Origin of the sequence: Actinopolymorpha alba DSM 45243 (assembly GCF_000373925.1) — a bacterium.
GTDB classification, from domain to species: Bacteria; Actinomycetota; Actinomycetes; order Propionibacteriales; family Actinopolymorphaceae; genus Actinopolymorpha; species Actinopolymorpha alba.
Window position 1 is genome coordinate 136982 of the sequence record NZ_KB892790.1, and the last position, 26729, is coordinate 163710.

Annotated in this window: 22 protein-coding genes; 11 read left to right on the forward strand and 11 right to left on the reverse strand. The window is 68.9% G+C overall.

All coding sequences use genetic code 11. The annotated features are described in order from the left end of the window. Positions 1 to 174: 174 nt before the first annotated feature. The gene (locus B141_RS50970; RefSeq protein WP_020579008.1) at positions 175 to 1995 is read left to right on the forward strand and encodes a glycoside hydrolase domain-containing protein; all 1821 of its coding nucleotides are present in this window, start codon (positions 175 to 177) and stop codon (positions 1993 to 1995) included. On the opposite strand, the gene B141_RS0130595 is transcribed toward B141_RS50970, so the two are convergent. After that, the gene (locus B141_RS0130595) at positions 1962 to 2609 is read right to left on the reverse strand and encodes a phosphatase PAP2 family protein (RefSeq protein WP_020579009.1); all 648 of its coding nucleotides are present in this window, start codon (positions 2607 to 2609) and stop codon (positions 1962 to 1964) included. The genes B141_RS50970 and B141_RS0130595 overlap by 34 nt on opposite strands. 223 nt (positions 2610 to 2832) lie before the next feature. Between B141_RS0130595 and B141_RS0130600 the strand changes: the two genes are divergently transcribed. After that, positions 2833 to 3195, forward strand: a complete 363-nt coding sequence (locus tag B141_RS0130600) for a hypothetical protein (RefSeq protein ID WP_157181418.1) — start codon at positions 2833 to 2835, stop codon at positions 3193 to 3195. Positions 3196 to 3652: 457 nt separating this feature from the next. Here B141_RS0130600 and lon read toward each other — a convergent pair whose 3' ends face one another. Next, the gene (lon, locus tag B141_RS0130605) at positions 3653 to 6016 is read right to left on the reverse strand and encodes an endopeptidase La (RefSeq protein ID WP_020579011.1); all 2364 of its coding nucleotides are present in this window, start codon (positions 6014 to 6016) and stop codon (positions 3653 to 3655) included. A 468-nt stretch (positions 6017 to 6484) separates the two neighbouring features. On the opposite strand from lon, the gene B141_RS0130610 reads away from it, so the two are divergent. Then, entirely contained in the window at positions 6485 to 6850 is a 366-nt protein-coding gene (locus B141_RS0130610) for a hypothetical protein (protein ID WP_020579012.1), read from the forward strand. Between the two features lie 23 nt (positions 6851 to 6873). Here the strand turns inward: B141_RS0130610 and B141_RS0130615 are convergent, their stop codons facing one another. Beyond that, a complete protein-coding gene (locus B141_RS0130615) occupies positions 6874 to 8013 on the reverse strand; it encodes an alpha-amylase family protein (RefSeq protein WP_020579013.1) in 1140 nt (379 codons plus the stop codon). Between the two features lie 137 nt (positions 8014 to 8150). On the opposite strand from B141_RS0130615, the gene B141_RS49865 reads away from it, so the two are divergent. After that, the gene (locus B141_RS49865; protein WP_157181419.1) at positions 8151 to 8447 is read left to right on the forward strand and encodes a hypothetical protein; all 297 of its coding nucleotides are present in this window, start codon (positions 8151 to 8153) and stop codon (positions 8445 to 8447) included. Positions 8448 to 8603: 156 nt separating this feature from the next. Continuing rightward, on the forward strand, positions 8604 to 8891 hold the full coding sequence (locus B141_RS0130620) for a hypothetical protein (protein ID WP_020579014.1): 288 nt from the start codon (positions 8604 to 8606) through the stop codon (positions 8889 to 8891). Between the two features lie 165 nt (positions 8892 to 9056). Here the strand turns inward: B141_RS0130620 and purL are convergent, their stop codons facing one another. Then, positions 9057 to 11345: a phosphoribosylformylglycinamidine synthase subunit PurL gene (gene purL / locus B141_RS0130625; RefSeq protein ID WP_020579015.1), complete on the reverse strand. Its 2289-nt coding sequence runs from the start codon at positions 11343 to 11345 to the stop codon at positions 9057 to 9059. Between the two features lie 249 nt (positions 11346 to 11594). On the opposite strand from purL, the gene B141_RS43720 reads away from it, so the two are divergent. From B141_RS43720 to B141_RS0130645, 4 genes are all read left to right on the forward strand, one after another. Next, the gene (locus tag B141_RS43720) at positions 11595 to 14411 is read left to right on the forward strand and encodes an AfsR/SARP family transcriptional regulator (protein WP_020579016.1); all 2817 of its coding nucleotides are present in this window, start codon (positions 11595 to 11597) and stop codon (positions 14409 to 14411) included. Between the two features lie 137 nt (positions 14412 to 14548). After that, positions 14549 to 15421, forward strand: coding sequence for a carbohydrate ABC transporter permease (locus B141_RS0130635; RefSeq protein ID WP_020579017.1), 873 nt, complete (start codon positions 14549 to 14551; stop codon positions 15419 to 15421). Between the two features lie 5 nt (positions 15422 to 15426). Beyond that, complete coding sequence (locus B141_RS0130640; RefSeq protein ID WP_157181420.1) at positions 15427 to 16332, forward strand: carbohydrate ABC transporter permease; 906 nt, start codon at positions 15427 to 15429, stop codon at positions 16330 to 16332. 88 nt (positions 16333 to 16420) lie between these two features. Next, complete coding sequence (locus tag B141_RS0130645) at positions 16421 to 17740, forward strand: ABC transporter substrate-binding protein (RefSeq protein WP_020579019.1); 1320 nt, start codon at positions 16421 to 16423, stop codon at positions 17738 to 17740. A 185-nt stretch (positions 17741 to 17925) separates the two neighbouring features. Here the strand turns inward: B141_RS0130645 and purQ are convergent, their stop codons facing one another. Together purQ and purS are read right to left on the reverse strand one after the other, a co-directional pair. After that, entirely contained in the window at positions 17926 to 18600 is a 675-nt protein-coding gene (gene purQ / locus B141_RS0130650; protein ID WP_020579020.1) for a phosphoribosylformylglycinamidine synthase subunit PurQ, read from the reverse strand. Between the two features lies 1 nt (position 18601). Next, positions 18602 to 18862 (reverse strand): phosphoribosylformylglycinamidine synthase subunit PurS, encoded by a 261-nt coding sequence (purS, locus tag B141_RS0130655; RefSeq protein WP_020579021.1) that lies wholly within the window; start codon positions 18860 to 18862, stop codon positions 18602 to 18604. A gap of 476 nt (positions 18863 to 19338) precedes the next feature. Between purS and B141_RS0130660 the strand changes: the two genes are divergently transcribed. Then, a complete protein-coding gene (locus tag B141_RS0130660) occupies positions 19339 to 21378 on the forward strand; it encodes an anti-sigma factor (protein WP_020579022.1) in 2040 nt (679 codons plus the stop codon). A 105-nt stretch (positions 21379 to 21483) separates the two neighbouring features. Here B141_RS0130660 and B141_RS0130665 read toward each other — a convergent pair whose 3' ends face one another. The 3 genes from B141_RS0130665 to B141_RS0130675 form a co-directional block, all read right to left on the reverse strand. Next, positions 21484 to 22344, reverse strand: coding sequence for a phosphoribosylaminoimidazolesuccinocarboxamide synthase (locus tag B141_RS0130665; protein ID WP_020579023.1), 861 nt, complete (start codon positions 22342 to 22344; stop codon positions 21484 to 21486). A gap of 147 nt (positions 22345 to 22491) precedes the next feature. After that, on the reverse strand, positions 22492 to 23244 hold the full coding sequence (locus B141_RS0130670) for a metallophosphoesterase family protein (protein ID WP_202805979.1): 753 nt from the start codon (positions 23242 to 23244) through the stop codon (positions 22492 to 22494). 80 nt (positions 23245 to 23324) lie between these two features. Then, complete coding sequence (locus tag B141_RS0130675; protein ID WP_020579025.1) at positions 23325 to 24779, reverse strand: sulfatase family protein; 1455 nt, start codon at positions 24777 to 24779, stop codon at positions 23325 to 23327. A gap of 51 nt (positions 24780 to 24830) precedes the next feature. Between B141_RS0130675 and B141_RS0130680 the strand changes: the two genes are divergently transcribed. Then, positions 24831 to 25262 carry a VOC family protein gene (locus tag B141_RS0130680; RefSeq protein WP_020579026.1) on the forward strand — a complete coding sequence of 144 codons (432 nt, stop codon included), beginning with the start codon at positions 24831 to 24833 and terminating at the stop codon, positions 25260 to 25262. 42 nt (positions 25263 to 25304) lie between these two features. Here the strand turns inward: B141_RS0130680 and B141_RS0130685 are convergent, their stop codons facing one another. Together B141_RS0130685 and B141_RS0130690 are read right to left on the reverse strand one after the other, a co-directional pair. Continuing rightward, positions 25305 to 26360 (reverse strand): RNA polymerase sigma factor, encoded by a 1056-nt coding sequence (locus B141_RS0130685; protein ID WP_020579027.1) that lies wholly within the window; start codon positions 26358 to 26360, stop codon positions 25305 to 25307. Further along, entirely contained in the window at positions 26354 to 26701 is a 348-nt protein-coding gene (locus tag B141_RS0130690) for a YciI family protein (protein ID WP_026257702.1), read from the reverse strand. Before B141_RS0130690 ends, B141_RS0130685 begins: the two co-directional genes overlap by 7 nt. Positions 26702 to 26729: the final 28 nt, after the last annotated feature.

The window sequence follows — 26729 nt, forward strand, 5'->3', positions numbered from 1 at the left end:
TTGTGGAGGCTCCGGGGTGTTATAGGCCCACGGAGTTTCCACAATGTTTGGGGGGCAGCATGCTTCGGCCGCGGCCGCGGCAGGTCGATGCGACATGACTGGGCCCAACGACGGGTACCCATCAAAGTAGGCGCGTCATTTCCTCGCCGGTCCCGGACTGACAGGAGCTCGCCCATGCGTGGGAGCATTGGTATTTCACTTCGTGCGGCGTTCATCGCGGCGTTGGGCGTGGTCGTACTCGGCGCCAGTGCCACGCTGTCGCCCCAGCCCGCCACGGCGAGTCCTGCGGTCCCGGCCGCCGCCCCTTCCACTGTCGCCGATCCCACTGGCGCCGATCCCACTGTCGCCGACCCTTCGACGGCTTCCAGGACCGTCACCTATCACGGTTACCGGCTCGACGTCCCGCGCTCCTGGCGGATCGTCGATCTTCAACGGACCTCGAACGCCTGCATCCGCTTCGACACGCCCACCCTCTATCTGGGTCGGCCGAGCAGCCAACCCGACTGCCCCGCTGGCCTGGTCGGACGCACCGCCGGAATCGTCGTTCAGCCGCTCGACGCCGCGGCCGCCAAAAACCTGACGAGCGATATTCGTACGACGTCACCGGGTTCGGCGGCCATGCCAGCGGACGTCCGGTCGACGGGCGACACCATCCAGTTCGTGGTCGAGGACGCGGGGGTCGTCATCACCGCGGCACACACACCTGAGACCGAGTCGTACGTCCGGCAGATCCTCACCCAGGCCCGCCTCGCACCGGGCGCCCAACCCGCCCGTCTCCCCATCGCGCCCCCAACCCCGAGGGCCGCCATCGTCGCTCCCGGCAACTTCACCGGAAAGGGCTTTGACGCCTGCACCGCTCCCTCGCAGTCCGCGATGAACGCCTGGCTGGCGAACTCGCCGTACCGCGCGGTCGGCGTCTACATCGGCGGCGCCGTCCGCGCCTGCGCGCAGCCCAACCTCACCGCCACCTGGGTCTCGACCCAGGCGTCCAAGGGCTGGCATGTCATGCCGATCTACGTCGGCCTGCAGGCGCCATGCACCAACTTCCGGAGCCGCCTGTCCTCAAACCCGACAACAGCCCGCGCGCAGGGTCACCAGGCGGGAGCGGATGCGGTCACCCTCGCCAAGGCGCTCGGGCTCAGTCCCGGCAGCGCGATCTACGAGGACATGGAGGCCTACCCGCGAGGAGGCTCGTGCACGACCGCTGTCCTGTCGTTCCTTGCTGGCTGGACCGATGAACTCCACGCCCGCGGATATCTCTCCGGCATCTACTCCAGTGCCGCCTCCGGCGTGACCGATCTGGTGAGTGCATACAACAGCACCACCTACACCCGGCCCGACCACATCTTCTTCGCCTGGTGGAACGGCCAGGCGAACGTGAACGGCGGCTCCTACATTCCGGCCAGCTACTGGGCCAACCGGCAGCGGATCCACCAGTACGTCGGCAATGTCACCGAAACCTACGGTGGCGTCAGGATCAACATCGACCGCGACTACTTCGACATCGGCACCGGAAGCCCGCCGCCACCGCCACCACCCCGCTCCTGCTCGACCGTCAACCTCAACTTCACCAGCTATCGGACCATCCGGTCAGGGTCCACGGGTCCCGCCGTGCTCGCCGCGGAGTGCCTGCTCAAGGCAGCGGGATTCAACCCGGGTACGCCGAACAGCACTTTCGGACCCGCGACCGTCGCGGCGGTGAAGGCGTTCCAGCAAAGCCGCAGGCTCACCGCCAACGGCATCGTGGACCGGCGGACCTGGACGGCCCTCCTCTCGGTCGGCAGCAGGCCGACGCTGCGGACCGGCTCGACGGGTGCGGCGGTCCAGCGGCTCCAGCGGGCCCTCACCGCGGCGCTCGGGCGTACGGTCGTCATCGACGGCTCCTTCGGCGCGCAGACGGAGCGGGCCGTACGCGACTACCAGACCTCGCGCAGACTCGTCGTGGACGGCTGGGTCGGAGCTCAGACCTGGTCCGCGCTGCAGGCCGGCCGATGATCAGGGTCCTGGTCAGCACCCACCTCCGCCGCTGGATGGGGCCGCAGGCGTTCCACCAGCGGCGTGAGGACCGGTGCGAGACCAGCCGTCAGTGCCGCTGCGACCGCCGTACCAAGCAGGAACCCGACCGCGACATCGTGCGGATAATGCACGCCCACAAAGACACGGGACGCCGCCATGAGAACGGCCAGCGGCGCGACGACCGCGGCAATCCGCCGCCACGCGATCACCAACGAGGTGGCCGAGGCGGCCACGATCGTCGCGTGGTTGCTCGGGAACGACCAGTCGCCGAGGGCTGGACAGCGGGCGATCGTGGTGACTCCGACGATCGCGCGGCATGGCCGCTGCTCGTGAAAGAACATCTTGGCGGTCTCGCTCAGGAGGTACGCGGCGACCGTGACGGGTGGCGCGATCAACGCGAGTACGACACCGCGAGCCTCGCCCCGGCGAGACCGCCACCAGACAAGGACGAAGAGCCCGGCGAACAACACCAACCCCGCGTCGGTTCCCCACCCGGCGAGATCGCGTAACCACAACGGCGCATGCTGGGCGAATCCGGTGACATCGCGATACCACTGGATGCTGATTTCTGGTACGTCAATGGTGAGGCTCACCGTTTCGCTTCCTTACCGATCGATCGGCCGGGCGACCTCTGTGTCCACCAAATGCCGCCGCCGACAGACCGACTATCGCAGGCCTTCGACGCCACAGTGGGCTCGATTCCAGATCCGGGGCCGGGCGACACCAGACCGGGAGCGGACAGGAAGCGGGGCACTCACCCCCAAATGAGTACGTCGACCAGTGGCGCGGCCCCGTCTCCTGATGCACCCTCACGACATGAGCCAGGGGCACCCGAAACACCGTGCCGGCGGGCAGGTGCGATCGACCGACGTCGGTTCAGCTGCCCTGGTGGTCGGCCTCGGGTTCCTCGCCTTCGTGGGAGCGCGTCAGGCGCTCGTCCTCCTGCGCGGCGGGTACTCCCCGACGGACCCGGCCGGGCAGATCCTGGACTGGCTCCTCGTGACCGGGTCAGCCGCCTTCGCCACGCTGGTCCTGGCCATCCTCGTGGCCGTGCTGTTCCGGAGTACTCCGGCCCGCGCATGGTCACCCCGGGACCGCGGCCTGCTGGCAGCGGCCGTCGTGGTCCTGCCGGTCCTCGCGCTGGGCGTCCCTACGCTCTTGCTCGCCCCAGTCGGGTAGCACCGACCCGCCGCTCAGGTGGCACAACGCTCAGGTCACACAGGTCGTCGCACCTAGATCGACTTGAGTAGACGCGCGGATCCACCGAACCCCCGCACTCGCGATGCTCGTTCCATGAGCTCCACGCACCACGGTTCCCCAGCATCCTCCGCCCTGACGGTCGCCCAGGGCCCGGATGCTGGTGGCTGCCGGGCTGGTGGTGGCGTCCTCGTCGTACTGCCACTCCGGCCAGGCTCCGGTCCGCGCTGCATTCGACCGACGGGGGTTTGCGGGCCTACGGAGTCTTCGGTCCCGGGCGGTGTCCGCGGTCGCGGTGCCGTCCCGGGCCTCGGCAGCGCAGGTCACGCGGGAACGGGCCGCCGGGGGTTGGGCCCGTTCCCGCGCGACGGGGGTGGTCGCCTCATGCCGGCCGGTTCGCCGAGCGCCCCCGCTTCACCGGCCGGACCATTGGGCTTGCTCAGGCGGCCTGGGCACCCGCGTCACGGGAGGTAGCGGCCTCGGCGGACAGCGCCAACCGGACCACCTCACCCGCGTCGTCGACCAGGTGCACGGTCAGGTCGTCGAGCACCTTCTCGGGTACGTCGTCGAGATCGGGTTCGTTACGCCGCGGCAGGATCACCTCGGTGAGTCCCGCCCGGTGAGCCGCCAGCAACTTCTGCTTGACGCCACCGATCGGCAGCACCCGACCCGTCAGCGAGACCTCACCAGTCATGCCCACCTCCGGGCGTACCGGCCGTCCCGACAGCAGCGACGCGAGCGCCGTTGTCATGGTCACCCCCGCGGACGGTCCGTCCTTGGGCACCGCGCCGGCGGGTACGTGAACGTGGATCCGGCGGCCGGGGAGTTCGCCGGTCGGTACGCCGAGACGTTCACCGTGCGCGCGGAGGTACGACAGCGCGATCTGGGCGGACTCCTTCATGACGTCGCCGAGCTGTCCGGTGAGTGTCAGGCCCGGCTCGCCGTCCATGGTGGCGGCCTCGACGTACAGCACGTCACCACCGGCACCCGTCACCGCCAGCCCGGTCGCCACGCCCGGCGTGGAGCCGTCGCGCGCGGATTCGGGCAGGAACCTCGGCTTGCCGAGATATCCCTTCACCTCCTCCGCACCGACCCGCACCGGAGCGGCCGGCGGGTTGGTCGCGAACCTCGTCGCGACCTTCCGCAGGATCTTGGCGAGGGCACGTTCGAGCCCACGGACGCCGGCTTCGCGGGTGTAGTCAGACGCGATCGTCCGCAGCGCCGAGTCGTCGACGCTCGCCTCGTCAGCCGACAGGGCGGCCCGCTCCAGCTGGCGCGGGAGCAGGTGGTCGCGGGCGATGGCGACCTTCTCGTCCTCGGTGTAGCCGTCGAGCGCGACCAACTCCATCCGGTCCAGCAGTGCGGCCGGGATGGTGTCGGCGACGTTCGCGGTGGCGAGGAAGAGCACGTCAGACAGGTCCAGCTCGACCTCGAGGTAGTGGTCGCGGAACGTGTGGTTCTGTGCCGGGTCGAGGACCTCGAGCAGGGCCGCGGCCGGGTCACCGCGGAAGTCCGAACCCACCTTGTCGACCTCGTCGAGGAGCACGACGGGGTTCATCGATCCGGCTTCCTTGATCGCCCGGACGATCCGCCCCGCCATCGCGCCGACGTACGTACGCCGGTGGCCGCGGATCTCGGCCTCGTCACGGACACCGCCCAGCGCGACCCGGACGAACTTCCGGCCCAGCGCCCGGGCAACGGACTCACCGAGCGAGGTCTTGCCGACACCGGGCGGGCCGACGAGCGCCAGCACCGCACCAGAGCCCCGGCCGCCGACGGCTTCCAGGCCGCGGCTTGCCCGCCGGGTCCGGACCGCGAGGTACTCCACGATCCGGTCCTTCACGTCGTCCAGACCGGCGTGGTCGGCGTCGAGGACCTCCCGGGCCGCGCCGACGTCGGTGGTGTCCGTCGTACGGAGGTTCCACGGCAGGTCGAGGACCGTGTCGAGCCAGGTACGGATCCAGCCGACCTCGGGAGACTGCTCGGAGGTGCGCTCCAGCTTGTCGACCTCCCGCAGGGCCGCCTCGCGCACCTTCTCGGGCAGGTCGGCCTTCTCGACGCGGGCGCGGTAGTCGTCGGCGCCTTCGGGGTCGTCCTCGCCGAGTTCCTTGCGGATCGCGGCGAGCTGCTGGCGTAGGACGTACTCGCGCTGGGTCTTGTCCATCGTCTCGCGGACCTCTTCACGGATCTTCTCCGTGACCTCGAGTTCGGCGAGGTGCGCTCGGGCCCACTCGAGCAGGAGCGTCAGCCGGTCCGCGGTGTCGGGCGCTTCGAGGAGCTGGACCTTCTTGTCGTTCTCCAGCCAGGAGGCGTACCCAGCCGCGTCCGCGAGCTCGCTCGGGTCGTTCATCCGCTGGACAGCGTCGACGACCTGCCAGGCACCGCGGTCCTGGAGGATCGAGATGAGGACGGAGCGGTACTCCCTGGCCAGCTCACGAATGTGATCGTCGGGGGCCGGAACGTCGAGCACCTCGGCCTCGACCCAGAGCGCCGCCCCCGGTCCGTTCACGCCGACGCCGACGCGGGCGCGTCCCGTCGCACGGAGTACGACGGCGGGCTCACCGCTCGGAAGGCGGCCAACCTGGGCAATCTCGGCGATGGCGCCAACCGCGCCGTACTTACCTTCAAGCCGCGGAACGACGAGGACCTGCGGGGACGTTCCGTCCGTAGTGCCGCCCTGAGCGGCGAGGCGGGCCGCGTCAACGGCGGCCTGGCGTTCGCCGTCCAGCTCCACCGGCACGACCATGCCGGGCAGGACGACGGTGTCGGCCAGGAAGAGCAGGGGAAGTGTCAGAGTGGTCATGGCAGAGACAACTGATTACGCAGTTACATCCATTCCCGGAACGCCGAAGAAGTTGTCCACAGGCGCTCGTCAGAGCTCGGCGGCCGACCACCCAAACCCGCTAGCGTTTTCCTGCCGGTCACCGCTCCGCACACCCAGGTGACCGAGCTCGAGTAGCCGTACCACAGATAGTCCTCCCCCACGGCTACTGCGAGCGCTGCGGCGACCCAGGGTCCCCCAACCCTCGGGTCCCCCCACCCGCGAACGGGTCTCCGCAGCTCCCACCCCGCGGGAGGGGCCACGCCCCGGCCCCTCCCGCTTCTGGCTGACTCGTCCCCTTGACCCCACGCTGACCGGCTTGGCCGGTGAGCGGACCGGCCGGTATGTCCGCCATGACCTGGCCCGGGTACTCACGGCCGGCGTGGGTACTCAAATGATCTGAGTACCCAGGCGGATGCCAGCAAGATCCACGCGCACCAGGCTGGCCGCATGCAGACTGAACGTCGCCATGCCACTGCAGGTGGCGGCCTGCTGTGGGGTGCCGCGTTCACCCTCGGCCCGTACGTCCTCGCGGTGCTGGTGCTCCTGGCCCTGAGCTGGTCCCACGACCGGCTGCCGCCAGGGCAGTGCGAGGGCCTGGGCTGGGGCTGCTCCCTCCCACCCCGCGACGGCGCCCTGCTCCTCACGTTCATCTCCGCACCCTTCGCCGCACTGGCGACCGGGCTGGCCTGGCTCCTCGTCCTGCTCCTCCAGCTCAGTCCGGCCAAGCGCTGGGCTGGGGCGGCTCAGGGTGCGCTGGCCGCGGCGGTGGTGCTGGCCGTGGTTGTCGGCGTTCTGTTCTGCCAGTCGCTCTAGCGGCCGGCGGGGCAACCCCGCGTTCAGCTGGCGGCGACGCGGAAGACGGCCGTTGCGTGGGCGGGTAGGTCTGCCGAAACCGCGCCGGAGCTCTCCTGCACCGTGTGCGCCCAGAGATCGCGGACCAGATAGCTCGACGCGGACTCCAGGCCGATCTCCGCGGCAGTGGTCGAGATCTCGGCGGGGCCGTCGTTCTCGTTGAAGAGCGCGATCGCCCGGCTTCCATCGACGAGCGGCTTGACGAAGACGTGCAGTCCGCCCTCTGACCGGATGGGCGCCCCCTGGATCCCGAGCGGGTCCTGGTCGACCTCGATCAACTCGGTGTTGAGGAGGATCTCCATGGTCGCCGGCGTGACCGTACGAAGGTCGGAGCCGATCAACAAGGGCGCGGCCATAATCGCCCAGAGGCTGAAATGGGTGTGGTACTCGACATCCGTCATGCCGCCGTTGCCGACCTCGAGCATGTCGGGGTCGTTCCAGTGCCCAGGCCCGGCGTACTCCGCGAGTGCCATATTGAGCTTGGTGAGCTCCAGGAGGCTTTCCCACGTATCGGAAATGTCGCCGGTCGTCCGCCAGAGGTGGCCGACACCCTTAGCCCAGGTCCAGGGTTTGTTCTGGCCCCATTCGCAGATGCTGTAAACGATGGGGCGGCCGGTGGCGAGGAGGGCATCCCGCATCTTCGTGTAACGCTCGACGGCGTCGCGGCCTTCGTTGTGGCAGTTGTCGTACTTCAGGTAGTCGACGTCGTACGACGCGAAGAGCGCGGCATCCTGCTCCTCATAATCGAGCGCACCGGGAAATCCGATCGGGCTGCAGGTGTGCACGCCCGCACTCGTGTAGATGCCGAACTTCAGGCCCTTGGAATGCACGTAGTCCGCGACCGCCTTGATGCCGTTGGGGAATCGCACCGGGTCAGGCACGAGATCCCCGTGGGAATTCCGGTCGGGAAGTGCCCAACAGTCGTCGATGTTGATGTATTGGTATCCAACATCCGCAAGGCCTGAGGAGACGAAGAAATCGGCGGTGGCGAGCACCATCTCCTCGTTGAACTCCGGACGGTCATGAGTGGTGTTCCAGTTGTTCCACCCCATCGGTGGGGTCGGAGCGAGGCTCAGGTCAAGAGTCGGTGAATCGGCGGCTGGCTCGGTCATCTCACGCGTCATGCTGCGGACCTCCACGGGGGTGTGCGCCGGTGATGTGGATTCCCTGATATTCAGCTGCGATCCGGACTCGATCGCGAGAGGATGAAGGCTTTGTTCATCCGCCGCCCCAAAGACGCGCGCGGCCCGAGAGGACGGTAATGCTCGATCCTATATTCGTACAAGACCTGTATCACGAGAGATTACGAACAGCAGCAAGGGAACGCCTGGCTCGCCAGATCCGCGCGCGGCGTTCCAGCGGAAGTCTCTGGCAGGTGGCCAGGACAACGCTCGGCTTCGGACTGATCCGCGCCGGTCTGTGGGTGTCAGGTCGGCACGTGTTGGTGCCCACCCCGCGGGTGTCCGAAGGTACGCCGCGGCAGGACTGGCCGGCACCCGACCAGGGCGTCCGAGTGTCGACGGGCCGGCTCGGAGCTTCCGTCAGCCACCACACGTAGGCCGACCTGCTCGTCCTCGCCCTATCATCGGCATGTCGACCAGGGAGGATTTCCGTGTCCGGAGATACCAGCTCGTCGCCTCGTCCCCCCACACTCAGCCCGCTTCCACCCCCTCCTCCGGCGAGCCCGCGTGGTTACCGTTTCGCCTCGGCGCTCGTGGGAGCCGTGCTTCTCGTCGCTCTGGGCCTGCTCGCGTTCGGATTCTTTTCCGTCCCTGGCGTGGATCCGGTCCGTGCGGGTGGGTGGTATTTCGCGATCTCGTTGATGATCGTGGTCCCGTCGGCGCTCGTCGTTCTCGTGCTCAGCTGGGGCGTGGTCGCGATCCTGCGCCAGTTGGGTGCCCGCACCTGGCCGGCCGTCGCGCAGGCACTTCCCGCGGTGGCCCTGGTGCTCGGCCTGCTCTACCTGCTCACGCAGTGGCTGTTCACGACCCCTGACAGCTGAGCGCTGCTATCCGGATGCTGAGACGTGGGTTCCCAGCGGTGAGGCGCCTTCAGAAGTTCTGGTCGCCGCACCGCTGGGGAGCCAAATGATCACGTATACGTGATCATTTGGCTCCTCCAACCGAGGGACCAGGAACTCGCCGGTTGACGCTTTGACGACCGTGGGTCAGGCCTCGAAGAGCGCCGGAAGCACCGATGTCCAGGCCGCGCGGAGTTCGGCGAGGGGTACGTCGAAAAGCCCTGCGAACGCCAGACGCGCACTCTCACCGCTCTCGGTGACCACACCGATCGACGCGTACGGCACACCGCGCGTCGCGCACAGGTCGGTGAACGCCACCTCCGACTCCGGGCGTACGGCGACCACCGCCCGCGCACTGGACTCGCTGAACAGCGCCACGAACGGGTCGAGGTCCTCCGGAAGCGACACCCGCGCTCCGAACCCCGCCCGCAGGCTCGCCTCGACGAGGGCCTGGGCGAGTCCCCCGTCGGACAGGTCGTGCGCCGCTTCGACCAGCCCGTCCCGGGCCACGTCGACGAGGACGTCGGCCAACTGGCGTTCGGCCGCCAGGTCGACCCGCGGCGGCAGCCCGCCGAGGTGTCCGTGCGCCACATGCGCCCACTCGGAGCCGGCGAGTTCCTCACGCGTGCTGCCGAGCAGGTAGATCGCCGCACCGGGGGTACGCCATCCCTGCGGCGTCCGCTGGCGCACATCGTCGATGACACCGAGCACACCGACCACCGGCGTCGGCAGGATCGCCTGGTCGCCGGTCTGGTTGTAGAAGCTCACGTTGCCGCCGGTCACCGGGAGCCCCAGCTCGCGGCAGGCGTCGGCGAGCCCCAGCGTCGCTTGCTCGAACTGCCACATGACGGCGGGGTCCTCGGGCGAGCCGAAGTTCAGGCAGTTGGTCACCGCCAGCGGCCGGGCGCCGCTCACCGCGACGTTGCGGTAGGCCTCGGCGAGCGCGAGCTGGGTGCCGGCGTAGGGGTCGAGCTTGGCGTACCGACCATTGCAGTCGGTCGCGAGCGCGACGCCGAGCGAGGAGTCCTCCGCGATCCGGATCATGCCGGCGTCGTCGGGTTGGGCGAGCACGGTGTTGCCGAGCACGTACCTGTCGTACTGATCAGTGACCCAGGAACGGTCGGAGAGGTTCGGCGAGCTGGCCAGGCGCAGCAGTGTCGCCCGCAGGTCCTCACCCGACCGGGGCCGCGCGAGTGTGTCGGGAACGTCCGCCTGCAGGGTGTCCTGCCAGTCGGGGCGGGCGAGGGGACGGTGGTAGACCGGGCCCTCGTGGGCGACCGTCCGAGGGGGTACGTCGACCACGACCTCGCCAAGCCACTGGACCGTCAGCCGACCCGACGCGTCGACCTCGCCGATCACCGTGGCCGGCACGTCCCACTTGGCGCAGATCGCGAGGAACCGCTCGACGTCAGCCGGCGTGACGACCGCCATCATGCGTTCCTGCGACTCGCTCATGAGGATCTCTTCGGGGGCGAGCGAGGTGTCGCGCAGCGGCACCCGGTCGAGCCACACCCGCATGCCGCCCTCGCCGGCCGAGGCCAGCTCCGACGTCGCACACGAAAGGCCAGCGCCGCCAAGATCCTGGATGCCGACCACGATGCCCGCCGCGAACAGCTCCAGCGTGCATTCGATCAGCAGCTTCTCCATGAACGGGTCGCCGACCTGTACCGCCGGTCGCTTCGCCGGCCCGCCGCTGCCCTCTCCGGTGGCCGCGTCGAAGGACTCGCTGGCGAGCACCGACACCCCACCGATGCCGTCACCACCGGTCTTTGCGCCGTACAGGATCACCTGGTTGCCGACGCCGGCGGCTTTGGCGAGGTGCAGGTCCTCGTGCCGGAGCACCCCGACGGAGAGCGCGTTGACCAGCGGGTTTCCGGCGTACGACGGATCGAAGACGACCTCGCCCCCGACGTTGGGCAGGCCGAGGCAGTTGCCGTAGCCGCCGACGCCGGCGACCACGCCAGGCAGGACCCGATGGGTGTCGGGGGCATCAGCGGGCCCGAACCGCAGGCTGTCCATCACCGCGACCGGGCGCGCGCCCATCGCCAGGATGTCGCGGACGATCCCGCCCACCCCGGTCGCGGCACCCTGATAGGGCTCGACGTAGCTCGGGTGGTTGTGCGACTCGACCTTGAACGTCACGGCGTACCCCTCGCCGACGTCGACGACACCGGCGTTCTCCCCGATCCCGGCGAGCAGCTTGCCCCGGTGCGTCTCGGCCGGCAGGTCGCCGAACTTGCGCAGGTGGACCTTGCTGGATTTGTACGAGCAGTGCTCGCTCCACATCACGGAGTACATCGCCAGCTCGCAGCTCGTGGGGCGGCGGCCCAGAATCTCGCGGATGCGGGCGTATTCGTCGTCTTTGAGGCCGAGCTCGCGGTAGGGCTGCTCGACGTCCGGATTGTCGGCGGCGTACTTCACGGTGTCGACGGTCACCGGGGTGGTTCTCCTGTCCGGACGCGGGTCGGTGGCGTCGTACGACAGAGCGGTCGGCGCCGTACGACAAGGCAACGGTACCGAGCGTCTCCCGGTGGATGGTCCCTCAGGGGTTTTGTGCCGAGATGGGGTGATCTCTACGCGACCTCGGCGCCTATGATCAACGCTCAGTGACGCACTTCCAGTGACGCCCGGGACCAGGTCTGAAGGGGCGCGGGCCCGTCGAGACGGCGAAGGAGCTGGCCCACGGTGCCCGAGGTCTTCGTCCACCTACTCGGACCGTTCGAGGTCCGAGTCGGGAAGAGCGCCCTTGCGGTGCCGTCGAACCGGCAGCGAATCCTGCTCGCGAGCCTTGCGCTGTCGGCCGGAAGCCCCGTCCCCGTCGACACGCTGGCCGAGCGGATCTGGGGTGCGGAGCTGCCGTTGGACCCGCGCGGAGCCATCCACAACTACGTCTCCCGGCTGCGGCGGTCACTCGGTGCCGGTCGGATCCAGACGGTCGACGACGGTTACCTCCTCGATGTCGCGCCCGACCAGGTGGACGCCGTGCGGTTCCTCGCGCTGGTACGCCAGGCCACGGCCGCCGAGCCGGGGCGCCGCCGGGAGCTGCTCGGGTCGGCCCTCACGCTCTGGCGAGGCGATCCCCTTGGCGGCCTCGACTCCGGGTCACTCGAACGCGACTACGCGCCCATGCTCACCGAGCGCTACCTCACTGCCGTCGAACACCGGGTTGACCTCGACCTTGATCGCGGCGACCGCGACCCTGGCGAGCTCATCGGCGAGCTCCGAAGCCTCGCCGGCCAGTTCCCGGTCCGCGAGTCGCTGTGGATCCGACTCCTGACGGTCCTGTGGAGGTACGGCCGGCAGGCCGAGGCTCTGGAGGCGTACGAGACGGTCCGAAGGTTCCTTGCCGGCGAGCTCGGCGCGGATCCGTCCTCTGAGCTGCGGCAGCTGCACCAGCAGATCCTGACGGGACGCGCCGCGCAGGGGCCACGACCGGCGGGCATGGCGCCGGAGGATTCCAGGACGCGGCCGACCTCCTCGCGTACCAACGCCGGATCCCGGTCGCCACTGGTCCCCCGCCAGCTCCCTCGGGCGGCGGCGGGTTTCGTCGGCCGGATGCGCGAGATCACCATGCTCGACACGCTCCTCGACGACTGGTCGGGAAACGACGTCGTGATCGCGGCCATCCATGGTGCCGGCGGGGTCGGCAAGACCGCCGTGGCGGTGCACTGGGCCCATCGCCGGCTCGACCGATTTCCAGGCGGCCAGCTCTACCTCGACCTGCATGGGTACGGTCCCGGCAGTCCGGTCGGTCCGGAGGTCGCGCTGCGCCGGCTCCTCCGGTCGCTCGACGTACCCGCGGGACGGATACCGGACGGCATCGAGGAGGCCGCCGCGCTGCTGCGCACCGAGCTCGCCGGCCGGCGGATGCTGCTGCTCCTCGACAACGCGCGTGACCCCGAGCACGTGCGGCCGCTCCTACCCGGAAGCGGTTGCTTCGTCCTCGTCACCAGCCGCAACCAGCTACGTGGCCTGTCCATCCACGACGGCGCGCGGCAACTGCCGCTGCGCGAACTCCCCGATGCCGACGCGACCGAGGTGCTGGCCGCGGGCATCGGGACGGAGCGGGTGACGGACGAGCCGCACGCGGTCGGCGAACTGCTCCACCTGTGCGGCCGGCTGCCGCTGGCGCTGCGGATCGCGGCTGACCTGGGTTCCCGGCACCCCGACGTACCCCTCGCGCATCTGGTGGCACAGCTGCGCGACCACCGGCTGGAGCCGTTGTCCGACCAGGATCCCCGATCCGACCTGCGGGCGACGTTCGCCTGGTCGTATGACTCACTCGCTCCCGACCTCGCCCGGGCGTTCCGCCTCCTCGGCGGTTACCCCGGCGGCGACATCGGTGTTCCAGGTGCCGCCGCACTGCTCGACGTCGAACACGCGGACGCACGGGGACTGCTGGACGGGCTCGCCGACGTCCACCTCCTCGAGGGGCCGCGCCCCGGGCGGTATCGGCTGCACGACCTGCTGCGGGAGTACGCCGTCGAACTCGCGGCCGGTGAGCCGGAGACTGAACGCGTACCTGCCCTGCGCCGCGTCCTGGACTGGTACCTCCACGCCACGAACGACGCTCGCAGCGCACTCGGCTTCGCACGTCCCCACACGCTGAGAGGGGACATCAATGAGCCCGAGCTTTCGCGGCCCCATTTCGGGGACAGCGCTCAGGCCTTCGAGTGGTACGAATTCGAACGCGAGGCCCTGGTCGCCGCGACGGCGAGCGCAGCGCGACACGGATTATGCAGCCATGCCTGGCAGCTCTCCCGTGCGCTGCGCGATTTCCTCGATCGCCGGAAGTACGTTGACGAGTGGATCATTGTCAGTGGCCTGGGCTTTGAATGCGCCCGCCACGTCGGTGACTCCGAAGCGATCTATTTCGCCGCGCTGTCGCTGGGCGCCGCGCGTACCGCGAGCCGCGGCTACGACGAGGCCGAGGCCGTCCTCCTGATCGCTCTCGATCATGCCGGGAAGCTGAGCGATCCTGTGGCGGAGTCGCGGGCGTTGAGCGTGCTGGGGCTGAACAGCGAACGGGCGAAGGAGTACGACCGAGCCTGCGCGTATCACCACGAGGCGGAGATCGCGGCCAGGCGGTGCCCGCTGCCAGTCGTACGCGCTCACGCCCTGCTCAACTACGGCGGCACCGAGATCCTCGCCGAGCGCTACTACAGCGGCATCGCGCACTCCCGCCAAGCGCTGGAGATTTATCAGGAGCACGGGGTCGAGCTGCAGCAGGCGTTGGCATTGGGAAATCTCGGGGAGGCGTACGAAAGGACCGGCGATTCCGCCACGGCTTTGACGTGCTGCGAATCAGCATCGAGCATTTTGCGGCGACTTCAGGATTCTTCGGGCCTGGTGGATGCGCTCACGACCCTCGGCCGGATCCAGGCCGCCACGGGGCAGTCGGAGGCGGCGCGCGCCTCGTGGCAGGAGGCACTCAGTCACCTACGCCCCGACAACCCGCGACACGCGGACGTCGAGACACTGCTGGATTCGCTGAACAGCTGACCCCGTGCGGTTGCTCCACGGCAGTTGGGGAGCCGGGCCCGCCGGTCGGGATAGCGGCGGGTGTGATCACCAGACGTCGGCCGCCGCCTCTAGGATTCAGGAACTTTCTGACAACAGACAGTAGGAAGTCGAGGCACGTGAGCAGGCTGGCCAGGCGGGAGGCACGCACTGGATACCTCCTACTCGCGCCCAGTCTCCTCGGCGTCGGGTTGTTCCTGATCCTGCCCGTCTTCGTGGTGCTCAGCCTGAGCCTGCAGCAGTGGAACCTCATCAGCCCCGCCCGCTGGGTCGGCCTCGACAACTTCCGCTCCATCCTGTCCGACCCCGACGTCCGTAACTCCGTCCTCGTTACGTCGCTCTTCGTACTCATCGTGATCCCGGTCCAGACCGTGCTCGGGCTGGCCGCGGCGTTGCTGCTCAACCGCCGGCTGCCGGGCTCCAACCTCTTCCGGGTCGTCTACGTGATCCCGTGGATCTGCGCGCCCCTCACGCTGGGCGTCGTCTGGCGCTGGATCTTCGACCCATCCGACGGTGCCCTCAACGCGTTGCTGGGGCAGCGGATCGAATGGCTGAGCAGCACCACCCTCGCCCTGCCCGCGGTCGCGGCGGTGGCGGTCTGGTCGCAGGTTGGGTACGTCACGCTGTTCTTCCTCGCCGGCCTGAACGCCATCCCCGCCGAACTCTACGAAGCTGCCCGGATGGACGGGGCCGACGGCCGGCGGGTGTTCTGGCACCTGACCCTTCCGCTGCTCCGTCCCACCACGTTCTTCGTCCTGGTCACCGGCGTGATCTCGAGCTTCCAGGTCTTCGACACGGTGTACGCCATGACGCGCGGCGGTCCCGCCGGCCGCACCGACGTGATCGCCGCGCGGATCTACCACGAAGCGTTCGAGGCGTTCCGGCTCGGGCGGGCCGCCGCGCTCGCGGTCCTGCTGTTCGTGCTGCTGGTGGTCGTCACCCTCGCCCAGCAGCTGTACTTCCGGCGCCGGATCACCTACGACCTGTCCTGATGCCCATGACACCGACCTCATCGCCCACCCGCGACCGCCAGACGCCGAGCGACCGACGCACCGAGCCGGCCGCGCGGAAGATCGCGGCGCGGCGTGTGATCACCAACGCCGCGACGTACGCCGTGCTCCTCGCCGGCGCGCTGGTCACGCTCGGGCCGTACCTCCTGAGCTTCCTCACGTCGTTCAAATCATCCCGGCAGTTCGCCCGCGACGGCGCACTGAGCGTGCCGTCGCCGCCGACCTTCGACAACTACGCCGCGTTGTTCGGTGGGCGCTACGACTTCATCCCGCCGATCGCCATCACCGTGCAGGTGGTCGTGGTGGTGCTCGCCGGGCAGTTGGTGTTTTCGGTGTTGGCGGCGTACGCCTTCGCGCGGGTGCGCTTTCCTGGCCGGGAGGCGTTGTTCTGGCTCTACCTCGCGACGCTCATGGTGCCGCAGATCGTGACGCTGATTCCGCTTTACACGATGCTGTCCACCGTGGGTTTGCGGGACACCTTCTGGGGGATCGTGCTCCCGTTCGTCTTCGGGTCGCCGTACGCGATCTTCCTGCTCCGCGAATACTTCCGCGGCATCCCGGAAGACCTGATCAACGCCGCGAAGCTCGACGGTGCGGGGACCCTCCGCATCATCTGGCACGTCATCGTCCCGATGAGCAAGCCGATTCTCGCGACGCTCACGATCATCACGATCGTGTCACATTGGAACAACTTCCTCTGGCCGCTGATTATCACCAGTAGCGAGAAATGGCGGGTGCTCACCGTCGCGACGGCCAGTCTCCAGAGCCAGCACACCGGAAACTGGACGCTCGTGATGGCGGCGACCACGGTGGCGATGGCACCACTGCTGGTCGTGTTCCTGGTTTTCCAGCGACACGTCGTTCGTTCCATCTCGCTCACCGGACTCAAATAGGCTGGGTAGTCCGGCCCCGCTCGGGCTTTGCCCGTCCGGGCCCACCCCCACCTCTGACAATCAGATCCTCGGGAAAGGACAACGAACCGTGCGACATGGTCGACGACTTTTCGTCGCCGCGACAGCCGCGCTGGCACTGGCCGCGAGTGGTTGCGCGATCGGCGGCGACCAGAGTGACCGCAGCGATTCCGGCAAGACCGTGGTGACCTTCCGGCTCTGGGACGACCAGGTGGCAAAGGCGTACGAACAATCGTTCGCGGCCTTCGAGAAGGACAACCCCACCATCGACGTCCAAGTCGATGTGATTCCCTGGAACGACTACTGGACGAAGCTCACCGCCGACGTTTCCAGCGGCAATGTCTCAGACATCTTCTGGACCAACACCTCCAATTTCGGGATCTACGCCGACAACGGCAACCTGATTGACATCGACAAGGAACTCGGCGACCAGAAGAACGCCTGGAAGAAGTCCGTCGTCGACCTCTACACCAGGGACGGCAAGCTCTGGGGAGTTCCGCAACTCTGGGACTCCATCGCCCTCTTCTACAACAAGAAACTGGTCAAGGAAGCCGGCGTCGACCCCGCGGCCCTGCGCTGGGACCCTGACGTCAAGAACGACACCTTCCTGCTGGCGGCCAAGAAGCTCACCCTCGACTTCACCGGCAACAGCGCGGACCAGCCGAGGTTCAAGCCGGTCAAGATCCGGCAGTACGGCTTCAACGCCGCACTGGACTCGCAGGCGATCGTCTGGGACTTTGTCGGTTCCAACGGCGGCACCTGGCAGGAAGGCGACGAGTTCGCGGTCAACAACCCCAAGACCCAGCAGGCCACTCAGTACGTCGTCGACCTCATCAACAAGCACCACGTGGCTCCATCGGCCGCCGACACCAACGAGAACGGCGACAAGTCCCGCGACCTCTTCGTCCAGGGCAAGATGGCGATGTTCCAGTCCGGCCCGTACAACCTCAAGAACATCCAGGAGAACGCCGACTTCGAGTGGGGTCTCGCTCCCATGCTGGAAGGTCCGGCCGGCCGGGTCGGCGTGGTCCACGGGGTCGCCGCCGTCGGCTCAGCCAAGACCAAGCACCTGGACGAGACGGTGAAGGTCCTGTCCTGGTTGGGGTCCGCGGAAGGCCAGCGGCTGATCGCCGAAGGTGGGTACGCCTTCCCCGGCGTGACGGCCGCGGAAAAGGGGTTCGTCGACTACTGGAGCAAGCAGGGCGTGGACCTGAAGCCGTTCCAGCAGGCCGCTGAGGGTACGACGTTCCCCGCACCTGTCGGCCCTCGCGTCAACGCCGGAGCGACCGCGATGGACCCGATCATGAAGGAGATCTTCCTCGGCCGTACGCCGGTGGTGAAGGGACTCGCGGACGCCGAGAAGGCCGGCAACGACGCCATCAAGGAGTAGGGGTCACGGTGGCGTAGGAGCCGCTGCGGACCAGGAGTTGCGGCGGCGTAGCGGGACGCGACGCGGTAGCGGGACACGCCACCACCCTCGAGCGCCGGTGATCATGACCGTGATCATGAAAGGTTTCGGGACACACAGCCCCTTCTGGCTTCATGATCACCGGCGCTACTTCATGATCGCGCGGATCAGCTGGTGGCGACGAGCCGGTTGAGGATCGAGGTGAAGAAGCCGAGGCCGTCGGTCGTCGGCCCGCACAGCGTCTCGACCGCGTGCTCGGGGTGCGGCATCAGCCCGACGACATTGCCGGCCTCGTTGGAGATCCCGGCGATGTCGCGGTAGGAGCCGTTGGGGTTGTCGCCGACGTAGCGGACGACGACGCGGCCCTCACCCTCCAGCCGATCGAGCGTCGAATCGTCAGCGACGTACCCGCCCTCGCCGTTCTTGATCGGGATCACGATCTCCTGGCCGGCGGCGTAGTCAGACGTCCAGAAGGTCGAGGTCTTCTCGACCCGGAGCCGCTGGTCGCGGCAGACGAACTTCCGGCGGTCGTTGCGGACCAACGCGCCCGGCAACAGATGCGACTCACACAGCACCTGGAAGCCGTTGCAGATGCCGAGGACCGGGAATCCTCCGCGCGCGGCGGCGATGATGCCGGTCATGATCGGAGCGAACCGCGCGATCGCGCCCGCCCTGAGGTAGTCGCCGTAGGAGAACCCGCCCGGCAGCACGACCGCGTCCACGGACCGCAGGTCGGTGTCGGCATGCCAGAGGGCGACGGCTTCCCCGCCCGCGACCCGGACCGCCCGAGCGGCGTCCCGGTCGTCGAGCGAGCCCGGGAAGGTCACCACACCGATGCGCATGTCAGACCTCGGTCTCCGCACCCTCGACCCGGACGGTGAAGTCCTCGATCACGGTGTTGGCAAGCAGTGTTTCGGCCGCACGCCGCAGCTCAGCCAGCCGCTCCTCGGTGACCTCGCCCTCGATCTCGACCTCGAACCGCTTGCCCTGCCGCACACCGGCGATGCCGGCGAACCCGAGTCGACCGAGGGCCCCGGCAACAGCCTGACCCTGCGGGTCAAGGATCGCCTGCTTCGGCATGACGTCGACGACGACGGTCGCCACAGTCGCACGCTCCTCCCGCACAAGACTGCCGCCAGCGTATCGACCGTGGTTCGCGCACCCTCCGGCGCCTCACGTCGGCGACTTCCCGTCAACCGGGAAGGTTCGGACGAGCCCGTGAGGGAACTGTCATCGATTGCAGAGATTGTCCGATTTTGCCCAGGACAACTTTTCCAATTCGTGATCATTTTCCGCGTGGGATTCGTCACGAAGTGTGTCTCCTCAAGTACGGAAAACAACCGAAGCTTGAACCTTGGACTAGACCGGATGCCACACCAGAAGCTAAGTTCCCTTCCCCATAGTCACCCTTCCAATCCGTTTAGTAACTCTATGTATTCGACACCGGAGTGTGTCCATCCATGACGAGAGCGACGAACGATTCAAGCGACCGCGACGAGGTGCAGCCCGCCAGCGGCACCGGAGCTGGTCAGCGGCCGTTCGCGAAACCCACTCCGCCAGAGCGGTGGCGTGGAGAGGTCATGAGCCTCCTGAACGACGAATCCCTCGCTTCACCCGCCGACGCCGGGACGTCTGGCTCCCCGGCGTCTGGCTCCCCGGCGTCTGAGCCGCGCACGATCGACCGCCTCGACGCCGTCCTGGACGACCTGCTCGCGGGGTCCGCGGCTGCGTCCGACGACCCGCTGCTCGAGGATGCGCGGCCGGCCAGCGACGCGGACCTCATCGTCGCCGCCCGGGGCGGTGACGTCGGCGCGTACGACGAACTCTTCCACCGCCACGAGGCCGCCGCCCGCCGGCTGGCCGCCCACCTCACGACCCGGCGCGGCAGCGCCGAGGACCTGCTGGTGCTGGTCTACACCCGCATCCTCGACGTACTCCAGACCGGCGCCGGTCCGGAGGCTGCGTTCCGTCCGTACCTGCTCAACGCGGTACGGCAGCAGCACGCGGCGCAGGTCCGCGCGGCCAGCGGCGACACCACCGCCGACGGCATCGACCTGCGCGACCTCGGCGAGCGGATGCGCAACGGCGACCAGGACGCGGACGCCGAGCTCTTGGCGTCCGGACCCGACGACGACCCCGTGGCGAGCGAGGCGTTCATGTCGCTGCCGGAGTCCTGGCAGGCGGCCATGTGGCACGGCGAGGTCGAGGGCGACCACCCGGAGCAGATCGCGATTCTCCTGGGGGTCGGGGCCGACGAGGTGGCGGCGGTGACCTACCGCGCCCGCTCGGGACTCCGGCAGTACTACGCCCGCCGGCACCTGGACGCGTCGCAGCCCAAGCGCTGCCGGCACGCGATCGACCGCCTGAGCCTCTACACCCGCGACGGCCTCTCCGAGCACGAGTCCACCAAGGTCCGCCAGCACCTCGCGCGCTGCGACCGGTGCATGGACATCAACCGCCGGCTCAACGCGGTCAACGACCGCCTGCGGGTCATCATCGCGACCGCTGTCCTCGGGGACCTCGCCGCGCCGTACCTGAAGGCCCCCGAGCCGCCCGCCGTCGAGCCGACCCGGCCGCGGACCAAGGAGCGCTCCAAGGACCGCACCAGGCCCCGGACCAAGGAGCGCTCGGGGCCTGCCGGGCGCGGAGAAGGCGGTGGTTTCCGCCGCGCGGCCGCCAGGACCGGTCGCCGCGCCGGCATCGCGCTCGCCGGTACGGCTGTCGCCGCGTCGATCGCGGCCCTGGCCTGGTCGGCCACCACGTTCCTCGGCTCCGTACCAGGACCCACGGGTGACGCGGCTTTGCTGTCCTCGGATTTCGTACGTGGCCAGATCGGCGGGCTGTTCCACGGCCCGCGTCGACTCGACCAGTCCAGCTCGTCCGAGACCTCGGGCCCGTCCCAGCCGGGCGTCGTCCCCACCTCCACACTGACGCCGTCGGAGAAGAGGTACCTCCCGGCCCGGGTCACCACCCGGCCCGACACCGAACCCCCAGGCAGGACCCGGGATCCCGAGACGCCCGTCCCCGGGATCCCCGATCCGCGCCAGCCGGCGCCAGTGCCGACCACCCCGGGCTCGCCCGCACCGACGTCGTCGCCTGACGGAACGCCGTCGCCGCAGCCGAGCGACTCCGCGACGCCCGATCCGACTCCCAGCGGCGATCCGACCAGCCCGGCACCGACGCCGTCCGACAGCCCGTCGGACACCCCGGACCCCACCCCGTCGGACACCCCGGACTCGACGCCTACGCCCGACCCGACTCCGTCAGACCCGCCCGAACCCACGCCGTCTGACCCCCCGGAGCCCACGCCGAGTGACTCACCGAGCGACTCGCCGAGCCCTACCGAGTCGCCCACCGCCTCGGAGACACCAAGCTCGTCGCCGTCGCCGACCCCGTCGGAGACTCCGACCGAGCGGCCATCCGAGAGCCCTTCGCCATCTGACAGCCCGAGCCCGTCAGACAGCCCGTCGGACCCGCCTCCTCCGGGAGCGGCTGCCCAGGGGAGCGCCTTCGCGACGTACTTCCCGCACGAGTGGTACTCGCCCGACCGGTGGGCGGCGTTCTTCTTCTCCTACGCCGCTCTGCAGGACCTCGCCCAAGGAGAGCCGTCCGGCGGGTGACGGGATCGGCATGCGGAAGTAGGTCAGTCGTACGGCCCTGACAGCGCGAGCCTGGAGTCAACGGGGTTGAGAGGTCACGCGGATGGGAGCGCGTCCCGCGACCTCTCAGCTCCAGCGCTCGCCGGTCAGGAGTTCGTACGCCTCGACGTAGCGTGCCCGGGTCGCCTCGACGATCTCCGGAGGAATTTCCGGAGCGGGTGGCTTCTTGTCCCATCCGGTCGAGGTGGCCCAGTCCCGGACGAACTGCTTGTCGTACGACCCCTGCGGCCGGCCGGGCTCCCAGGAGTCCGCCGCCCAGAACCTCGACGAGTCCGGTGTGAGCACCTCGTCGGCGAGCACGAGCGTGCCATCAGGCGCGAAACCCACCTCGATCTTGGTGTCGGCGATGATGATCCCGCGGTCGGCCGCCAGCTCGGCTCCGCGCCGGTAGACCGCCAGGGTGAGCTGGCGCAGCTCCTCGGCGGTCGCCGGGCCGACCTTGAGCGCCACCTCGTCATACGTCATCGGGGTGTCGTGCTCCCCGACGGGCGCCTTGGTGGTGGGGGTGAAGATGGGTTCGGGCAGCTTTGACCCGTCGACCAGGCCGGGCGGGAGCGGGACACCGCAGACCGTGCCGGTCGCGGCGTAGTCCGCGAGTCCGGATCCGGTGAGGTAGCCGCGGGCGACGCACTCGACCGGCACCATCTCCAGCCGGCGGCAGCGGATCGCGCGGCCCGCGAACTCCGGGGGCACCTCGGTGCTGGAGATCACGTGGTGCGGCACCAGGTCGGCCAGCTGCTCGAACCACCACAGCGAAAGCGCCGTCAGGATCCGCCCCTTGTCGGGGATCGGCGTGGGGAGTACGACGTCGTACACCGAGATCCGGTCGGAGGCGACCAGGATCAGGTCGTCGCCGTCCTGGTAGATGTCGCGGACCTTGCCGGAGTAGACGTGCTGGGGACCGGATGGCAAGGCGGACTCGCTCATGCGCGTCCCCGCTTCGCTCCGGGCGCGCATGAGGCACCAATAGCACTGCGCTGAATGATTCGCTCGCGGCGCTCGCTCATGTTCCGATCCTCCCAGAGCCGCCGAATGGGCCCGCCGGCTGGAGTGCTGGTTGAGGGTGCCGGCCGCTTACCGCCCGTCGCGTGGTCCGAACGTCTCCAGGGCGTCGGCGTCGCTGGCCCGCGCCCGAATGAAGTAGTCGGCCCATTCCGCCGCGTCGGGATAGCCCGATTCGGCCGCGATGCGCGCGCAGGCGGTGTCGGCGTCGAACGTCGCACACCGCAGGGTCACTCCGCCTCCGAGCAGCGCCCAGTGCGCGCCCGCCCGGCCGTAGGGCATCCCGACGCTGCCGGGATTGACCACCAGCCGGGTGTGCGCGAGCCGGACGTACGGCATGTGGGTGTGCCCGCAGACCACGGTGCGGACCGCGGGTTCGAGTCCGGTGAACACCTCAGCCCAGCGGTCGAGGCGGGAGTCGACGAGGACGACCTCCTCGTCGTCGCGGGGCGTCGCGTGACAGAACACCACTGGTCCAAGGCCCGCCACCTCCAGCGTGACCGAGGTGGGCAGGCTGTCGAGCAGCTCCAGCTGGTCGGGTCGAAGCTCGCCGGCGGCCCACGTGGCGATGGCGTCGGGGGTGGAGATCACCCCGGTCCGGGCGTACTCCACCAGCTCCCGGTCAGCGTTCCCGCGTACCCACACGACCCGGTCACCCAGGCTGGTCAGGAGGTCGAGCACCTCGACGGGCTGCGGGCCGGCCGCGATGTCGCCTGTCAGGACCACCCGGTCGGCCGCGCGGACGTCGGGCTCGGCCAGGACCGCCTCCAGTGCCGGGAGTACGCCGTGGATGTCGGAGAGGACCGCGACCTTCGGTATCGCCATACGGCGCATCCTGCCGGTCGGACCGGCCTCGGTGCGCGTGCGTTCGCCGTGGGCCGAACGCCCGGCACGCCGAACGCCGGTCACGCCATCGCGTCGCGCCAGGCGTCGTGCTCGGCGGTCAGCCGCGCCACCACGTCGGGGTGCAGCGCCGCGAGGTTCTCCGTCTCGCCGATATCGCGACGAAGGTCGGTGAGGCGCAGGCCGGCACCGATGTCGGTGTGTTCGGTACGCCGGAGCGCCTCGGCGTGCGCGCCGTCCTCGGCATGGTGCAGCTTCCAGTCGCCGGACCGGATGGCCCACTGGAAACCGCAGTCCCAGTGGAGGGTGCGCTCCCGCTGCGGCTGCTCGTGCGGCTGCCCCACCGGCTGGTCGGCGCCGCGGAGTGCGTCGAGTTGGTCGATGCCGTCTGAATGCGCCCACTGGTCAGGAGAGGCGCCGGCGGCGGAAAGCAGTGTCGGATAGAGGTCGAGCGTGCTGACCAACCCGTCGAGGGTGCGCCCACCGGCAACGTCGCCGCCCGGCCAACGCACCAGGTAGGGAACCCGGATACCGCCCTCCCACAAGGTGTATTTCGTACCCCGCAAGGGCGTGTTGACACCGAAGTTGCAGGTGGAGCCACCGTTGTCGGTTGTGTAGACGATGATCGTGTCGCCGGTGAGGTCGCGCCGCTCGAGTTCGTCAAGGAGCAGGCCGATCTGGGCGTCCATGAGTTCCAGCTGCGCAAGATAGTAGGCGCGGCCATCCGGCAGGTGTGGTGAGATCGCGCCGTCGTACCAATCCACGTAGTCCGACACGCCGGGATCCCAGTCGGGGAACCTCGCCAACCCGCGCTTGACAAGCTCCTCCTCCGGCAGCTGGAAGCAGAAGTTGTGTACGGCGTTGAACGCCAGCATGAGAAAGAACGGCTCATCCTCGTGCCTGGCAACGAAATCCCGGGCCCGGACGCCCAGCTCCTCGGTCAGAAACCCTTCGAGCGCACACTCTTCGTCGCCGTCAAGGAGGGGTTGCACCGCCATCCGCCAGGAGGCTTCGGGGCCGTACTCGTCCGCCGCGGCTTGAGAATGCCGCAGGTAGTTGAGCCGGCCCATCTGCTGACCGGCCAGCCCGTAATAGCTTTCGGCGAACCCGTGGTGGGGCGGGCAGGCGCGATCGCCGCGGCGTTCCTTGCCGTAGTGCACCTTGCCGAGATATCCGGTGGCATAGCCGAGATCGCTGAACCGCTCCGCCAGTGAGGGCAGGTGATCGGGGAAGGCGCTGGTGTCAAACCACCGGGCACCCCACCGCTGCTGGTACTGACCGCCGATCAGACCCGCGCGTGACGGGCTACAGATCGGTGCGGTGACGTAGGCGTTCGTGCACGTCACTCCCGTTGCGGCCAGCCGGTCGAGCCCCGGCGTGCGAACGGCCGGATCGATGCCGAGCGCCCCACGGTCGGTGTACCCATGATCGTCGGAAACGATGAGTACGACGTTCGGCCGCCTCGCCCGGCTCGGTGCGTGCGTTGTCGCCGCCTGTGTGCTCGACCGCGTTGCCATGGCCTCCATCCTCGTGGATGGGCGGCGCGCGGGTCGGCTAGCGTCCGCGACATGACCGCACCCGGACGCCCCGGCCCCGAGCCCGCTGAACTCCACGGCCAGCTTCACCACGTCGAGCTGTGGGTGTCGGACCTCGCGGCGACGAAGCGGAGCCTGGGTTGGTTGTTGGGCCAGCTCGGCTACGAGGTCTTCCAGGACTGGCCGGCGGGCCGCAGCTGGCGGCTCGGTCCGACGTACGTCGTGGCCGAGCAGTCGCCCGCCCTCCTGCCCGGCGGCCACGATCGGCTGCGCGCCGGGCTCAACCACCTGGCCTTCCACGTCGCGGGTTGGGACCAGGTGGATCGGCTGGTGAAGGAGTCTCCTGAGCACGGGTGGGCGCTGATGTTCGCGGATCGGCACCCGTTCGCGGGTGGTGAGGCGCACTACGCCGCGTACCTCGAAGACAGCCAGGGGTTCGAAGTCGAGCTGGTGGCAGTCGACTGAACCCGTGAGCCGCTCGGGTCGTAGCCACCGGATCCGGCGGCCCTAGGGCGCCAACTCCGTTAGGCGTCGCTCGAGGAAGCGCCGTTCCGCACCGTCGTCGGTGAGCTCCCTCGCACGCCGATAGGCGTCGCGCGCCTCATCGGTCCTCCCGAGGCGCCGCAGGAGCTCGGCTCTGGTCGAGTGGAGGTAGCGGAAGTCGTCGAGGCCGAGTCCGTCCGCGATCCGCAGCCCGGCCGCCGGCCCCTCGGTCTCGGCGATGGCGATGGCACGGTTCAGCTCGACGACGGGCGAGGCGGTCAGGCGGGCGAGCTCCCCGTACAGCGCGGCGATCTGCTCGGTGCTCCACCGTGACCGGTCCTGATCGCCCAGCAGCACGATCTCGCCGTCGCGGAACCGCGACTCACGGCGGGAGTCGTGCAACAGCATCATCGCCAGCAGCCCGCGAACCTCGGGGTCGTCGGGAATGAGTTCGGTGAGGGCCCGACCCAACCAGATCGCCTCGGCCGCCAACTCCTCACGCCCGCCGTAGCCCTCGTTGAAGATCAGGTACACGACGGCGAGCACGGCGTCCAGACGTTCGCGGAGCAGATGAGCCGGCGGCACCCGAAACGGGATCCGGGCCGCTTTGATCTTGCGCTTGGCACGCACCAGCCGCTGCGCCATCGTGGGCTCCGGTACCAGGAACGCCCGGGCGATCTCGCCGGTCGTCAGCCCGCCGAGGGCACGCAGGGTGAGCGCAACCTGCGCCTCGACCGCGAGCGCCGGATGACAGCAGGTGAAGATGAGCTCCAGGCGCTCATCCGGAAAAGTCGGCGCGGCCATCGACACCTCATCACGGTCCGGCACCGCAAGCGAGCCGAGCTTCGAGGTGAGAGCCCGGTCCCGACGGATGCGGTCTACGGCGCGGTTGCGAGCCGTCCTCATAAGCCAGGCGTGCGGGTTGATCGGCACGCCGTCGCGTGGCCAGCGGTCGGCGGCGATGGCGAACGCTTCCTGGGCGGCTTCTTCGGCGAGATCGAAGTCGCCGAGGAAGCCGATCAGGGTGGCAACGAGGCGGCCCCATTCCTCGCGGAAGACCTGATCGAGTGTCGTTACCAATACACCTCCGAGGGGCGGATCTCGACGGCCCCGCCGTAGCGAGCTGCTGGGACACGGGCGGCCACCTCGATCGCCGCATCCAGGTCGTCGGCCTCCAGGATGAACAAGCCGCCCACGGCCTCCTTCATACCGACGAACGGGCCGTCGGTTGTCAGGGTCCTACCACCCTCGACGCGGACCGTGGTCGCGTTCTGGGGCTGTCCCATCGGAGGGACGGGAGTGACGCCCGGCGTCTGATTGATCCCTTGGTAGTCGGCATAGACCTGCTTCTGCTCCCCCTCAGGAAGCGCGGCCTGCCGCTCGAGCGCGTCGCCTTGGTAGATCAGCATGACGTACTTCATCACCATCTCCTCGTTCCAGATCGGTCGC

Coding starts and splice junctions, on each gene's coding strand:
- B141_RS0130675 (WP_020579025.1), bottom strand. CDS start 24,779: ATGGCAACGCGGTCGAGCACACAGGCGGCGACAACGCACGCACCGAGC.
- B141_RS0130680 (WP_020579026.1), top strand. CDS start 24,831: ATGACCGCACCCGGACGCCCCGGCCCCGAGCCCGCTGAACTCCACGGC.
- B141_RS0130600 (WP_157181418.1), top strand. CDS start 2,833: ATGAGCCAGGGGCACCCGAAACACCGTGCCGGCGGGCAGGTGCGATCG.
- B141_RS0130615 (WP_020579013.1), bottom strand. CDS start 8,013: ATGACGCGTGAGATGACCGAGCCAGCCGCCGATTCACCGACTCTTGAC.
- B141_RS0130690 (WP_026257702.1), bottom strand. CDS start 26,701: ATGAAGTACGTCATGCTGATCTACCAAGGCGACGCGCTCGAGCGGCAG.
- B141_RS50970 (WP_020579008.1), top strand. CDS start 175: ATGCGTGGGAGCATTGGTATTTCACTTCGTGCGGCGTTCATCGCGGCG.
- lon (WP_020579011.1), bottom strand. CDS start 6,016: ATGACCACTCTGACACTTCCCCTGCTCTTCCTGGCCGACACCGTCGTC.
- B141_RS49865 (WP_157181419.1), top strand. CDS start 8,151: ATGCTCGATCCTATATTCGTACAAGACCTGTATCACGAGAGATTACGA.
- B141_RS0130670 (WP_202805979.1), bottom strand. CDS start 23,244: ATGGCGATACCGAAGGTCGCGGTCCTCTCCGACATCCACGGCGTACTC.
- B141_RS0130660 (WP_020579022.1), top strand. CDS start 19,339: ATGAGCCTCCTGAACGACGAATCCCTCGCTTCACCCGCCGACGCCGGG.
- B141_RS0130610 (WP_020579012.1), top strand. CDS start 6,485: ATGCAGACTGAACGTCGCCATGCCACTGCAGGTGGCGGCCTGCTGTGG.
- B141_RS0130640 (WP_157181420.1), top strand. CDS start 15,427: ATGACACCGACCTCATCGCCCACCCGCGACCGCCAGACGCCGAGCGAC.
- B141_RS0130665 (WP_020579023.1), bottom strand. CDS start 22,344: ATGAGCGAGTCCGCCTTGCCATCCGGTCCCCAGCACGTCTACTCCGGC.
- purQ (WP_020579020.1), bottom strand. CDS start 18,600: ATGCGCATCGGTGTGGTGACCTTCCCGGGCTCGCTCGACGACCGGGAC.